The sequence below is a fragment of the Pararhodobacter sp. genome (assembly GCF_034676545.1).
Taxonomy (GTDB): Bacteria; Pseudomonadota; Alphaproteobacteria; order Rhodobacterales; family Rhodobacteraceae; genus Pararhodobacter.
This window is the reverse complement of record NZ_JAUCBZ010000011.1, coordinates 40,230-54,605: the sequence shown is the minus strand read 5'-3', so window position 1 is coordinate 54,605 and position 14,376 is coordinate 40,230. Positions and strand designations below refer to the sequence as shown.

The following is a 14,376-nucleotide window of genomic DNA, read 5'->3' as shown; positions in this document are numbered from 1 at the left end:
AGCTAGTGCCCTTGCCTGCAATCGCGCGAGCCGGGCTTAGACATCTTTGGTTCGCGAGCAACCATCCCTTCGACGACGGCTATTGTCACCTCGGGTGCGCCAGAGCCGAAAAGTCCCTCGCCCGGAATATCGGCAGCCAAACTTGCTCGCACTGGTGTCAACGACCGAACGGCAACGGAGAGGCTACTAAGACGATCTCGAGACCGCTGGGCTTCCTAGGCTGGCTGCTCTGGTTCGACCCATCCTCGATCGAACATTGCCAGCTTCACCAACGTGGTGCATAGTGATGCAAGATGATGCAACAGTGTAGTCGCCATGCCTGCCGACGCCCCCTACAACGATGACAAATCTGTCCATCGCCTGTCTGTCAGCCTCACGGCGGAGCAGCATCGCGAACTTAACGAAATAGCCCGAAAAAACCGGGTATCAGTGGCATGGGTCGTGCGCGAAGCGATCGACCGCCTCCTGAAGGATGACATGCCGCTACTGCATGTGGGGAAAGAATGAAAGTCGCGCGGACCAAATCACGCACCACCACGCCCAAGGGCAAGTCTTCGAATGTTGCCCCGCGTGGTCGCTTCGCCGATTTGGACGAAGATAAGTTGCGCGGTGGTTATTACACGTCATCAAAGGTCGCAGAATGGCTGTGCGGTTGGGCGATCCAATCCGCTGAGGATGTCGTACTAGAGCCGAGTTGCGGCGACGGTGCCTTTTTGGAAGCTGCCGCGCATCGGCTCCGTGAACTTGGTGGAACGCCCGAAAAAATTGGGCAGAATTTGACAGGTGTCGAAATCATTCCAGCAGAGGCAGAAGCCGCAACAACGCGCCTTCAGGGCGTGATCGGCAAGTCTGCCGAAAAGGTGGTTCAAAACTCGGACTTTTTTGCGTGGTGGGCGGACTCTCTTCAGCCCGCCTTTGACGCGATCATCGGCAACCCGCCGTTCATCCGCTACCAATCGTTCCCTGAGCCGCATCGCACCATCGCCATGCAGATCATGGGCGATCAGGGGCTGACGCCAAATCGCCTGACCAACATCTGGGTGCCGTTCGTGGTCGCCGCGACGGCAAGTCTCAAGGCTGGCGGCCGCCTCGCGCTCGTGCTTCCTGCAGAAATCCTGCAAGTCACTTATGCGGCGCAGTTGCGCTCCTATCTGACCGATCACTTCGAGCGGATCGACGTAATTGCCTGCAATGAGCTGTTCTTTGAGAAGGCGGAGCAGGAAGTCGTCCTGCTTCTTGCTGACGGCGCTTTGGCAACGGCGTCCGAGGACAATACCTGCCGCGTTTCCCTGACAGCCGCCGCAACGGTTGCCGATATTACCGATGTCAAACCAGCCTTGATTCTCGATCGGGCGGAGCCCAAGACCATCCGTCATGATAGCGAGAAGTGGCTAAAATACTTCCTCGACAATCGGCAGATTACCTTCATGCGCGCTCTGCGCGATGCGGCGATCACCACGCCCATGTCCACGCACGCGAGCATCGACGTGGGGGTTGTCACCGGGAAGAATGAATTTTTTGTCCTCTCGGCCAATCAGGTCGAAGATCTTGGCCTTGAGGGCTACACAACGCCGCTCGTATCGCGCTCCGCCCAGCTGAAGGGGAGCAAGATCGAGAAGGCCGACTGGAGATCCCTGTCCGCTGGCGGTGATCGCGTCCACCTGCTCAACATCTCGAAGGCGCAAGCCAGCAAGCTCAGCGCAAAACTGCGCCGATACATCGAGGAAGGCGAACGGAAAGAATTTCACATGGGGTACAAGTGCTCGATCCGAGAGCCTTGGTATCTGGTGCCGTCTGTCTGGGTGCCGGACGGTTTCGCGTTCCGGCAGATTTACGACTTTCCCCGCATGGTGCTGAACTCTTCCGGGGCTACGTCCACTGATACGATCCACCGGATGCGCAGCCATGGCGCGAAGCCTGAACGGGTGATCGCCAATACCTATACCTGGCTCACGGCTGCTTCGGCTGAAATCGAAGGGCGAAGCTATGGCGGCGGCGTTCTGGAGCTTGAACCGACAGAAGCCGAACGGTTGCTTATGCCCGCCCAGCTCAACGGCGCGATGCCGCTAACCGAAGTGGATCAGCTCGTCCGTGCCGGCCGGCTCGATGATGTTCTGGAGGAGAATGCAAAGATCATCCTCCGCGAGCACATGGGGCTGACATCGGCAGAGTGTGATCTTTTGAAGAGCGTCTGGACGCAGATGCGGAATCGGCGGAACTCCCGTCGGCGTGGTGCCCGGAAACATACAGCATGACAGCCGTTGACCCGAAGGACGCTGCCCGTGCTCGGGTGGCTAATCTTGTCCAGAACTTCCGGCGCAACGAAGCAGATTATCTGCGTGCGGCCTATAATGAGACGCAGGCGCGCACGGATTTTATCACGCCGCTGCTCGCGGCATTTGGATGGGACGTACACAACGTCGCCGGCCAACCGCTCGGGCTTCGGGAAGTTATCGAAGAGGCAACGGTTGAAGTCGGCGAAGAGCGGCTTTCCAAGAAGCCGGACTATGAGCTGCGCCTTGCACGCCAGCGCAAGCTCTTCGTCGAAGCCAAGAAGCCGAATGTGCGCATTGATCGGAGTAGGGATGCCGCCTTCCAGACGCGGCGCTACGGTTATTCGGCAAGCCTGCCGATCTCGATCCTGACCAACTTTCATCAGCTGGCGGTCTATGACTGCCGGCCCTCTCCAAACAACACCGATGAAGCGCATGTCGCGCGTATTCTGCTTGTCGGATACGAAGAGTTTGAAGCGCGCTTCGACGAGCTGTGGCCGCTTCTGTCGCGTGAGGCGGTGTACTCTGGCGATTTTGATCGCCGCTTCGCCGTCGATGTGACCCGGCACGGTGCCGATCAGTTTGACGACTTTTTCTTGCGCCAGGTGCGGTCGTGGCGCGAGCGTCTCGCACGAGATATTCACCAGCAAGTCCCCGGCCTGTCGCCGGACGAGCTGACCTATGCGGTGCAACTATTCCTTTCGCGGATCGTGTTCTTGCGTATCTGTGAAGATCGCGACATCGAGCGGTATGAAACCCTGCGGGGCCTGACCGCCGGCAACAGCTTCGATGCTCTTATGAAGGAGCTGCGGCGCGCGGATGCCTTCTATGATTCCGGTCTGTTCCGGCTGCTCGATGATGCCCGACTCGGGATTCGCATCAGCGACGATGTATTGAGCGGGATTATCAACGAGCTTTACTACCCGCAGAGCCCCTACACCTTCGCGGTCGTGGAAACCGAAGTCCTGGGGGAAATCTACGAGCAGTTTCTGGGCGAGATCATCACGATCGACGCGCATGGCAACGTCGAGATCGTCAGCAAGCCCGAGGTGCGGGACAGCGGCGGCGTCGTGCCGACGCCGCGCTATATTGTCGATGCGATTGTGCAGCGCACGCTCGGGCCGAAACTGGCAGGACAGTCTCCGGCTGATCTGGCGGCCTTCACCGTTGCCGACATTTGCTGCGGCTCGGGCATTTTCCTCTTGTCCGTTTTCGAGTTCCTGACGGACCACTATCTGTCCTGGTATCTGGCGAACGATCGTGGAAACCATGTGGGCCGCACGATCTATGAAGCCGGGGCAGGGCTGTGGCGTCTAACGTTCGAGGAAAAGCGGCGCATCCTGCTTGCGCATGTGCGCGGCGTCGATATTGACACTAATGCGGTTGAGGTCGCCCGGTTCAGCCTTCTTTTGAAGCTGATCGAAGACGAGAGCGAAGCCGGGTTGCGAGAGTATGTCGATCGTACCGGAACGCCGGCGCTACCGGAGCTGGATGGAACGCTGCGGGCAGGCAATAGCCTTGTCAGCCAGGCGGAATGGGTTGCGGCGCGCGGCGCGCTGCCGGCACGGCTTCTGGATAAGGTCAATCCTTTCTCCTGGGCGGCTGAGTTCCCGGCGGAGAGTACACGCGGTGGTTTCGACGTGATCGTTGGAAACCCGCCCTATATCCGCATCCAGAACATGCAGACATACTCGCCGGAGGAAGCCGCCTTTTACCAATCAGCGGGGTCTCCTTACACAACGGCGCGTCAGGACAACTTCGACAAATATGCGCTGTTCATTGAACGCTCGCTGGGCCTTGTGCGGCCAGACGGTCGGCTTGGCTTCATTGTCCCGCATAAATTCATGACGATTCAAGCCGGGCGGGCGCTTCGACGGCTGGTGACGGCTGGGCATCCCCTCGAAGAGATCGTGCATTTCGGCGTGCAGCAGGTCTTCGGACGCTTGGCGACCAACTACACCTGTCTGTTGATCCTCGACCGGCAGGGAAAGGCCGATGTGACCGTGGAGCGAGTCGATACCTTGGATTTGTGGCGCTATGGCACGCCAGGGCCGAGAAGCACGATGCCGGCGGCCGAGTTAACGGATGATCCATGGCAATTCGCCGATGCGGCCACGCGCGCGCTATTTGCGCGGGTGCGCGCCGCTTGCGGCCGTGAGCTGGGCGAAGCATCGGAAATCTTCGTCGGCGTCCAAACCAGCGCCGATGCAATTTACATCTTCCGCGAGGTCAGCAGCACACCCAACACCGTGACGCTGCGGTGGGACGGCCGTGATTGGCCGATCGAGCGGGACATACTCCGGCCTTGCCTACTCGATGTCACGCTGCACCCTTACGCGCGCGCCGAGGCCAATACCTGGATGATCTTCCCCTACGAGATCGTCAACGGTGCCCGCACGACAGCGCAGTTGATCCAGCCCGCAGACATGGCGCGGCGGTTTCCGCTCTGCCTAGCTTACCTGACAGCGCGTCAAGCTGATCTGCAACGGCGCAATATCGTCGGCGGCACGGCGGCTACCAGGCAGTTCTATCAGTTTGGCCGCTCGCAGAGCCTGACGAAGTTCGATAGCCCCAAGATCATCCTGCCGATCCTGTCCCGTGAAGCCCGCTATGCCTACGATGATACCAACATCATGATGACGGGCGGCGGGAACGGTCCCTATTATCTGATCCGGCCCCGCGATGGCGCACCGGAGACAAACTTCTTCCTGTTAGCCGTCCTGCACCACCCATTGAGCGCAGCGATGGTGCGGACGCATACCAGTCCGTTCCGGGGTGGATACTATTCGCACGGCAAGCAGTTCATCGAGCATTTGCCCATTCCGCCGGCAACGCCGCCAGAGCGGGCGAATATCGAAGCCCTTGTCATGCAGTTAATCGCTGCAAACGATGCCGCTCAAGTGGCTCGGGTGCCGCATCAGAAGACGCTTCATGAGCGCAACGCGGCCGCGTTGCGCGACCAGATTGAAGGGCTCGTGACAGCACTGTTCGGACTCTCGCCGGCGGATATGGCGCTGGCGAGAGCTGTGCCGATACCGGCATGAAACGGTTTAGGTGAATTGTCGCCAAGCTGCTTGCATGTTTGCCATCCAGCGAAAGTACGCCTCACCTGACAGGCACAGTCGGATCATTTCTGCCACTTGCTTTACGCAAAAATATGGCATATGATTCCGCTATAACGCAATCAGGGAATCTTGCGGACGGGCGCTTAGATGGCTGACTTCGATTGGAAACGTCTCTTGAAGCGCGGCCTGATCCTCGCGTTGGAGGATCGGACACGGGCGGAAACCTTGAAGGCTTCCCTGCTGGTGCGCGACCATGCTGGGCTGGACAAGAAGCGCGCGCGCGAACTCGAAGGCCAGGCGCGTTTTCGGATGGTGGAGCAAGGCTTCGAAGAGGTCTGCGTCCTTTTCGGCGGTCAGCCGCTTGTCGGTGGTGTCATCCCGAACAGCAGCCTGAAGATCTTCCAGCCGTTCATGCGGTTCGGCGGTGATGGCCCGGGTGTCATCTTTGGCCTCGCCGCGATGCCCGAACGCAGCAAGTTGCCGAACAAGAACCGTTCCCGTCTGGCCGGTGTGACGCTGAACTTCAATCTGACCCCAAGTTTTGACTTCGACGGCAGCGGCCCGAAGCCCGGGGACATCTTTGTCCTCTTCTTGGTTGCACGTGACCGCGAACAGTCCGGCAAACTGGATGAGATTGCGATTGGCGTGATTGATGCGACCTACGAGCAGTTTCTGTTTTACGAACGCCTTGACAAGTTCCTTGCTGATGATGCCGATGCCGCTGAACCGGTCCCCGCTTCGATTGTGTCGCCGTCCGAGACCGGGCTGGTGCGCTTGAAGGCGAAGGTGAAACCGTTTGTCCCCCCCCGAGTCGCCGCCGGAGGTGGACGACGAAACAGGGAAGGCATGATCGGTATCTTGCGATACCGGCGGGAGGATTGAATGCGCGTAGGAACGCCTGGCTTCGTGCCAGAACGCCTAGCGGAAGTGCGGGCTGCTCGGCGAATTTTGAGCATGAAGGAGCTTGCACAAATGATTGGGGTTTCACCCAGTGCAGTGTCACGCTGGGAAAGCGGCACCCATGCTCCCGATGCAGAGGCGCTCACCGCCCTGGCGCGTGAACTTCGTGTGCGTAGGGAGTATTTTCTGCGACCTGTCCATGCCAGTGAACACCCGATGTTTTCTCGCTCGCTATCCAGTGCCCTGAAGCGCGACACGTCGTACCAGGACGCCCAGATGCAGTGGCTGCAGGAAATCTCTGCGGTCTTGCAGCATTATGTGGATTTTCCGGCAGTCGACATTCCTGATGTCATGAAGGGTCTAACCTATCGCCAACTGCGTGATGAAGACATCGAGGGCATCGCGCAGGAATTGCGATCCCATTGGCGGCTTGGCCAAGGTCCGATCATCGACATGGTGGCGTTGCTTGAACGGGTCGGCTGTGTGGTTGGCTCCATCGAGATGGGAACGTCGAAGCTGGACGGGCTTTGCAGCTGGTCACGGGGTGACGAACGCCCGCATATCATGCTCGCAATTGACAAGATGTCCCTGCCCCGCCGTCAAATGGACGCCGCACACGAACTTGGTCATGCAATCCTGCACAAGGGGGTTAGCCACGAAGAGCTGAAGTCCGATCTCAAAGAGATCGAACGTCAGGCTTTCCGTTTTGCCAGTGCATTCCTAATGCCCGAGACGACCTACGTGCATGAAGTGCAGCATTATTCTTTAGCAGGGCTCCTGTCCGTAAAAGAGCGGTGGCGGGTTTCAGTGAAGGCGCAAATCAGGCGGCTTCTGGACCTCGAAGTCATCCCGGAGCACTACGGTACGCAGCTCTACAAGAGCTACTCAGCCAACGGCTGGAACAAGGTGGAGCCGCTGGATCGCGAGTGGCCAGTTCCCGAGCCGGCGGTCTTGCGCAACGCGCTTAGCCTGATCGTCGAATCCGGAACTCGGACCAAGGAAGATTTGCTTGCCGTCGAGTTCACAATGCATCCAGGCGACATCGAGAACCTGACCGGGCTTCCACCAGGGTGGTTCAACCGGCAAGAAGCTAGCGTTGTCCAATTGTCGTTGAAGCAGGATGCCGCGAAGCCGCATAGTGACGCTCCTGCGGGAGAAGTCGTACCGTTCGCCCGGCGGTGATCTTCTAGTTGAGTGAAGGGGGCTCACGCCCCCTTCTCGAACTTCATGACCGGGATACCCAGCTTCTTGGCCTTGTCGGCAAGGTTTTCCTGGATGCCATTGCCCGGGAAGACGAGGACCCCCACAGGCAGCACATCCAGCATGGCGTCGTTGCGCTTGAAGGGTGCAGCTTTGGCGTGTTTGGTCCAGTCCGGTTTGAAGGCCACCTGCGTCACGCCGCGGGACTCGGCCCATTTGGCGGCGATGAGTTCTGCGCCCTTGGGGCTTCCCCCGTGCAGAAGGACCATGTCGGGATACTTGGTCCGGACCTGATCAAGCTTGCCCCAGATCAGGCGGTGATCGTTGAAGTCGGTCCCACCGGTGAGGGCGACCTTGGGGCCTGCGGGCAGCATCACCTCGGTCTCCGCGCGGCGCTTGGCAGCCAGGAAGTCGCGGCTGTCGATCAGCGCCGCGGTCATGTGCTGGCGGTTCACCATCGAGCCCGTGCGGGGACGCCAGGTCGATCCCGTGTGATGGACGAACTCGGTGGCGGCGTGATCGCGCATCATGTCCATGCAGTTCCGACGTTCGATCAGGGTCAGGCCTTCGGCCGTCAGGCGCTCGAGTTCGACGGATTTCACCTCGGAGCCGTCCTGCTCGCGCTGGAGGCGGCGCTGCGACTGTTCGTTTTCATCGAGCGACCGTTCGATCCGGGCCGTGGCGCGGTGGAAGAGGTTGACCTGGCCCCAGAGCACCTCTTCGAGGTCGGGTTCCATACGGGTGTCTTCCAGGGTCGCAACGAGGGCATCGAAGATGTCGGCGACGGCGACCGCGAGGCGCTGTCCATCGGGCATCGGGCGTGGATCGGGCTCGTCAAAGGGGCGGTAGCCATAGAGCTGCAGCTCGTCGAGCGCATGGGCGGTCTGGGATGCGGTGTGGGTGGGTTCATACGCGTCGTCGTGGGTGTGGATCGTCATCGGTTCTTGCCTCCGGGCCTCAACTCGTCCGCGCGTCATCCCGCGCGGCCTTCATGGGCTGCGGAAGCCGTCACGGGGGACGCCCCTTCACCCCCTTTCGGGGCCGGAACGCATGTGGAGGAGGACGGGGGGCGGCTGATTTGCTTCGCGATGCAAAGGCGGCTCTGCCGCCGGCGGAAATCAGTCGCCCCCCGTCCTTGAAGGGGCGGCCCCTTTGACGGCCGCCTGCCCATCTCTTGAAGGCCGTGTGGGTGACGGGTGGATGAGATTGCCCGGAAAGAGGCAAAGCGACGATCCACAGCCACGACAGGGACCCGTGACCCCTGCCCCGCACGCCCAGAGCTCCCCTTGCGCGATGCGGATCAGCCTGACAGGCGATGCCGATCCTCTGGCCCGATCTGACATGCCAGATGCTGGCGCAGTGCCTCCTTGCCGTTCGCCCGGAGATCATCGTTGAAATCCCCGAGAAGCGGTTCCAGCACCCGCACGGCAATCCCGACCTCGTTTGCTCTGGCGCTCAACCTCTCTGCCGCGCCCCGCCCCGCCGGATCGCGGTCGATGGCGATGTAGAGGCGTCGCACCCCCTCCGGCAACAGGACCGCCCCGAGGTGACCCGACGAAAGCGCTGCCCAGACGGGAAGGCCGGGCACGGCCTCGACAAGGGACAGCATGGTCTCGATGCCTTCGCCGACCACGAGGATGTCGTCACACGGGGTCAGCCTGACGGCATTGCCGAGGAGGTGACCCATGGCTCGCCGCTGCGTCTCGACCCACGCCTTTCCCTGTCCGTCAGGTGCCAACCAAGTGCGATGCACACCCTGCAAGGCCCCTGCCCCATCGGTGACCGCAGCGATCAGCGCCGGTCTGGGGAGGCTCCGGGTCTGACCCTCATCCCGATGCCAGCACTTCGGGTGGAAGCGCAGCGCGCTCATCACGCCGCCTTGGGTCAAGCCCCGGGAGCGGAGGTAGGTGTCGGCAAGCGTGCCTGCGACCGGCACCGAGGCTGCAAACAAGCGCGTCGCCGCCGCTGGTGTGCCACCAGGGGCTTTGGCCTTCCTTTGCACTGGCACATCCAGGAGGACCGGCTGCGGACGGCCAAGATGCGCCCGGGCCTCGGCCAGAAGATCGGGAAAGCGCGATATCCCGGTCCTATCGCGGATGATATCGAGGAGATCACCATGTTCGCCCGTGGCACCGTCGGTGAACTTGCCGGCGGCACCTGGTCCGGACGCAGGCCCCGTCAGCCGCACGAAGAGCGACCGGCCAGGGTTGTTCTGCAGATCGCCCACGATCCAGTAGGACCCTTCCCGCCGTCCGGCGGGAAGGTAGGCGCGACAGACGCCTTCGGCATTTTCCGCCAGAGCGCGGATCACCTCTTCGGTCTCGGAATACATGGCTCAACACCCTCCGCGTGCATGTAGTCCCGTTACAGGACAACGTGCAAGCAGGCGATCCAGCACGGCAATGCCGGTAGGGTCGGTCGGACAGAACAACCGCAGCTTCCAGGCGATGATCTCCGAGAAGAAGCCATCGGCCTTGAGGCGGTCTTTTGCGGCACCTGAAAATCCCGACAGTTCTATCCGGTTCACCCCCATGACGCGTGAGCGGTGCAACTCCATCCCCTCGGCGAGCCGCACGACCGTCTTGCCCTCCAGCACGAGGGCGTGGACCTGCGCTGCCGTCAACTTCGGCGCATCGTCTGCCAGCGTGGTCGCGACCCAAGCGGGCGAAACCCTGCGCCCGATGATGCGCTGACCGTCATCGGTCTGCAGCCGGTAGACGCGGGTTTCGTCCTGGGGCAATTGCTTCCAGATCGGCAGCAGCAGGCCCGCCACGATGTGCAGTGTAGACTCGCTGAACTCCGGCACCTCGGCCAGTTCGGAATTCCAGGCGGCGGCGAAGGCCGCGCGGTCGGCCTCGAGCCAATGGGTATCGTCCATCATTCTGGCCGGAACCGTACTCGCCTCCGTCGGGCGGATGAGCCTCAGCCGCGGCTCGATCGTGCCATCATCCAGCATCAGGCTGGTGGCAGGCACCTGCACCGCGGCGCGGCCCGAGCGGCTGTTGACCAGCAAGCGTGCCTTCGGATCGTCGAGCCAGTCGAGCGCATCGGCCAGCGACAGCGGCGTGTTGCGCCGCTTCTCCGCGATGGTCAGCAGCTGGGTTTCCGCGCCGGAGCCAGGATGGGTGTAGATCACCCGCGCATCGGTGACGCGGAAGCTCTCGGCGCGCAGCGTCTCGAGCCCGAGGTCGTAGACCCCGGCCGCGATGGCGCCCTCGATCCGTTGGTCGAGCAATTCCTCGAAGACCGAGAAGAGCACGGCCTGCATGTCGATCGTCAGCGCGAGCAGGCGGTTGAGGAAGGTCGTGATCGGCGGCAGGTCGTCCTTCAGCCCGGTGTCATCGGTCAGGCTGAGGCCGGTGGCATCCTCGAAAGCCCCAAGCGAGCAGCCTGCCACATCGCCGCGATAGATGCGGCGGTAAAGCTGGCGCAGCGCATCGCGGGCATAGGGGCTCTCGAGGTTGTCCTCGGGCCGAAACAGCCCCTGCCCGCCCGTCTGGCGCTGACCGCGGGTGATCGCCCCGAGCGTGTCGAGGCGACGGGCGATGGTCGAGAGGAACCGCTTCTCAGCCTTCACATCGGTGGCAACGGGCCGGAACAGCGGCGGCTGCGCTTGGTTGGTGCGGTTGGTGCGGCCCAAGCCCTGAATGGCGGCATCGGCCTTCCAGCCGGGTTCGAGGAGGTAGTGGACGCGCAGTCGCTGGTTCCTGGCGCCGAGGTCAGCGTGATAGCTACGCCCGGTGCCACCCGCATCCGAGAAGATCAGGATGCGCTTCTGGTCATCCATGAAGGCGGCGGTTTCCGCGAGGTTGGCAGACCCCGCCCGGCTTTCGACGACGAGGCGCGCTGCAGCACCCTCGCCCTTCCTCACAATGCGGCGCGAGCGGCCCGTGACCTCGGCCACGAGATCGGTGCCGAACCTTTGCACGATCTGGTCGAGCGCCCCCGGCACCGGCGGCAGCGAGGCCAGCTTTTCGATCAGCGCGTCGCGCCTGCGGGCGGCCTCGCGGCATTCGACCGGCTGGCCATCGCGCATGACGGGCCGGGACGACAGATTGCCCTCGCTGTCGGTGAAGGGCTCGTAGAGCTGCACTGGGAAGGAGTGGGTGAGGTAGTCCAGGACGTATTCCCGTGGCGTGATGTCGACGCGGATGTCGTTCCACTCCTCAGTCGAGATCTCCGACAGGCGGCGTTCCATCAGCGCCTCGCCGGTCGAAACGATCTGGATGACGGCGGCATGGCCCGCCGAGAGATCGGCCTCGATGCTCGCGATCAGCGTGGGGGTCTTCATGCTGGTGAGCAGATGCCCGAAGAAGCGCTGCTTGGCGGATTCGAATGCCGACCGCGCGGCTGACTTGGCTTGGCGGTTCAGCGTGCCGCTGTCGCCAGTGATGTTGGCGGCCTCCATCGCGGCGGCGAGATTGTTATGGATGATGGCAAAAGCGCCGGCATAGGCATCGTAGATGCCGCGTTGCTCAAGGGTCAGCGCATGCTCCAGCATCTCATATTCGACGCCGTCGTAGGAGAGGGACCGGGCAGTGTAGAGGCCGAGGGACCGCAGGTCGCGGGCGAGGACCTCCATCGCCGCGACGCCGCCAGCCTCGATGGCCTCCACAAACTCGGCGCGGGTCGCGAAGGGGAGTGAAGGATGGTGCCCCAGAGGGGCAGGCGAAGCTCCAGTGGAGCTTTGCCAATCCTGAACGCCCGGAGCGCAAGCGGAGGGCCCGCCGCCCCAGAGGCCAAGCCGCTGCGCATAAGCGAGGTTGTGGACGGTTGTTGCCCCTGTGGCCGAGACATAGACCACGCGGGCGTTTGGCAGCTTGTGTTGCAGGCGCAGGCCCGCCCTGCCCTGCTGCGACGCCTCGGTGTCACCGCGCTCGCCCTTCGACCCGGCAGCGTTTGCCATGGCATGGCTTTCGTCAAACAGGATCACCCCGTCGAAATCCGCCCCCAGCCAGTCGACGATCTGGTCGACGCGGGATTTCTTGGTCCCGCGTTCTTCGGAGCGCAGCGTGGCGTAGGTGGTGAAGAGGATGCCCTCGGTCAGCGGGATGTCGCGGCCTTGCGCGAAGCGCGAGAGCGGCGTGACGAGCAGCCGCTCTTGCCCGAGCGCCGACCAGTCGCGCTGCGCATCCTCGAGAAGCTTGTCACTTTTCGAGATCCAGAGCGCCTTGCGGCGGCCTTGGGCCCAGTTGTCGAGCAGGATCCCGGCCGACTGGCGGCCTTTGCCCGCGCCGGTGCCATCGCCAAGGAAGAAGCCGCGACGGAAACGGACGGCATCGGGATCGTCGTCCTTGGCGGCCGAGACCATGTCGCCGGTTTCATCGACGGTCCATGACCCCGCGAGATATGCGTCATGCGCTTCGCCTGCGTAGATCACGGTCTCAAGCTGCGCGTCGGAGAGCAGGCCGTCGCGCAGGACCGCGGCGGGGAGTTTCGGGCGGTAGCTCGGTTTCGGGGGCGCGACTGAGGCCATGGCCGCCGACTGCACCAACTTGGTCGGGTGCGGGACCGCGCCGGGGATGTCGATCGCCTGCAGGCGGAAGGTCTCGTAGATCGCGTCGGACAAGCGCGCAGCGCCGAGGTCGTCCACCGTCTCGCGCAGCGTGTAGGCGAGGTCTTCGGCATCTGGCGCGGAGACATTCGCCGCGACGCTGGCCGACGGCGCTGCACGCGGTTTTCCAGCCGCGTAGCCAGAAGCACGGGCAAGAGCTCCCGGGAAGGGGGCGCGGGTTCGAGCGACATCACCCGCATCCAACGCGAGGCGCGGAGGGACCTCGGCCACGATCCGAGCCAAGAGGTGCGCCACATCCGGCGAGATGGAGCGTGCCAGATCAGCGGTAATGCCACCCCGCTCGCCGCCACGGCACTTGTCGAAGACCGAGATCCGGGTCTCGAAGCTGGTGCCATGCTTGGCAAAAGCTGCGCCCGACACGGCGCCGGTGAAGACCAGATGGGCACTCTCGGTCAGGCGGCCGAAGGTCTCGGACCAGGCGGGGGCATCGGGTGCGAAGCTTGCGCCGGTGATCGCGACCAATCGCCCGCCGAGAGCAAGGCGCGCAAGCGCCGAGCGCAGATGCCGGGCCGTCGCCTCGGTCGTCCGGCCATCGACATTGGCCATCGCAGAGAACGGCGGGTTCATCAGGATCACGCTCGGGCGCAACCCTGCGTCCAGATGATCGTCGATCTGGGCTGCGTCAAAGCCCGTGACGGGACGCCCCGGGAAAAGGTGACGCAGAAAGTCGGCGCGGGTCTCGGCGAGTTCGTTCAGCGCGAGACTTCCGCCCGCGATCTCGGCGAGGATCGCCAGAAGCCCGGTCCCGGCCGATGGCTCCAGCACCAGATCGTGCGCGGTGATCTGTGCCGCCGCCAGTGCCGCCAGCCCCATCGGCAGCGGGGTCGAGAATTGCTGGAAGCGCTCCATTTCCTCCGAGCGCCGGGTATGCGTCGGCAAGAGGCCCGCCACCTTGGCGAAGATCGGTAGCAGCGCCGCAGGCGAGCCGGCACGGGCGAGCAGCGCGCGGCCGAACTTCCGCAAGAAGAGGACGAGCGCCACCTCGCCCGCTTCATAGGCGAGCTTCCAGTCCCAGGCGCCGTCGGCATCAGAGCCGCCAAAGGCGCGCTCCATCTCGATCCGCAGACGCAGCGCGTCGATCTGAAACCCCTGCGCCAGATCGGGCTGCAGAGCTTCGGCGGCAGCGAGGATCGCGGGCGCGGGATCACGAGACAGGACAGGAACGGGAGACGCAACGGGTGCGAGATAGGTCATCGGGAAACTCCGGAATGAGGGACAGGATCAGCCCCGGACGCCCTCTCTCGGGCACCCTCAGGCCTGATCTTCCCCGGCCCTCCTCTTCCTCTCAAATCGACGCGTCCCAGAGGTTTGACTTGATTTTGTTCCTGTTATGTTCTATCTTGAAAGCCAAGTCAGCAAGGGA

The 14,376-nt window shown here is 62.8% G+C and carries 8 protein-coding genes; 5 read left to right on the top strand and 3 right to left on the bottom strand.

The annotated features are described in order from the left end of the window. Positions 1-315 precede the first annotated feature (315 nt). The 5 genes from VDQ28_RS01935 to VDQ28_RS01915 all read left to right on the top strand — a co-directional run bounded on the left by VDQ28_RS01935 (position 316) and on the right by VDQ28_RS01915 (position 7,420). Positions 316-507 carry a CopG family transcriptional regulator gene (locus tag VDQ28_RS01935; protein WP_101923020.1) on the top strand — a complete coding sequence of 64 codons (192 nt, stop codon included), beginning with the start codon at positions 316-318 and terminating at the stop codon, positions 505-507. Beyond that, positions 504-2,255, top strand: coding sequence for a class I SAM-dependent methyltransferase (locus VDQ28_RS01930; protein ID WP_323034370.1), 1,752 nt, complete (start codon positions 504-506; stop codon positions 2,253-2,255). Before VDQ28_RS01935 ends, VDQ28_RS01930 begins: the two co-directional genes overlap by 4 nt. Then, positions 2,252-5,317: an Eco57I restriction-modification methylase domain-containing protein gene (locus tag VDQ28_RS01925; RefSeq protein WP_323034369.1), complete on the top strand. Its 3,066-nt coding sequence runs from the start codon at positions 2,252-2,254 to the stop codon at positions 5,315-5,317. Before VDQ28_RS01930 ends, VDQ28_RS01925 begins: the two co-directional genes overlap by 4 nt. Positions 5,318-5,485: 168 nt before the next feature. Then, a complete protein-coding gene (locus tag VDQ28_RS01920; RefSeq protein WP_323034368.1) occupies positions 5,486-6,220 on the top strand; it encodes a hypothetical protein in 735 nt (244 codons plus the stop codon). Next, a complete protein-coding gene (locus tag VDQ28_RS01915; protein ID WP_323034367.1) occupies positions 6,221-7,420 on the top strand; it encodes an XRE family transcriptional regulator in 1,200 nt (399 codons plus the stop codon). It begins immediately after the preceding gene. A gap of 23 nt (positions 7,421-7,443) precedes the next feature. Here the strand turns inward: VDQ28_RS01915 and VDQ28_RS01910 are convergent, their stop codons facing one another. The 3 genes from VDQ28_RS01910 to VDQ28_RS01900 all read right to left on the bottom strand — a co-directional run bounded on the left by VDQ28_RS01910 (position 7,444) and on the right by VDQ28_RS01900 (position 14,207). After that, entirely contained in the window at positions 7,444-8,376 is a 933-nt protein-coding gene (locus tag VDQ28_RS01910; RefSeq protein WP_323034366.1) for a DUF2493 domain-containing protein, read from the bottom strand. A 362-nt stretch (positions 8,377-8,738) separates the two neighbouring features. Beyond that, positions 8,739-9,770, bottom strand: coding sequence for a toprim domain-containing protein (locus tag VDQ28_RS01905; RefSeq protein ID WP_323034365.1), 1,032 nt, complete (start codon positions 9,768-9,770; stop codon positions 8,739-8,741). Between the two features lie 3 nt (positions 9,771-9,773). Further along, complete coding sequence (locus VDQ28_RS01900; protein ID WP_323034364.1) at positions 9,774-14,207, bottom strand: strawberry notch family protein; 4,434 nt, start codon at positions 14,205-14,207, stop codon at positions 9,774-9,776. Positions 14,208-14,376: the final 169 nt, after the last annotated feature.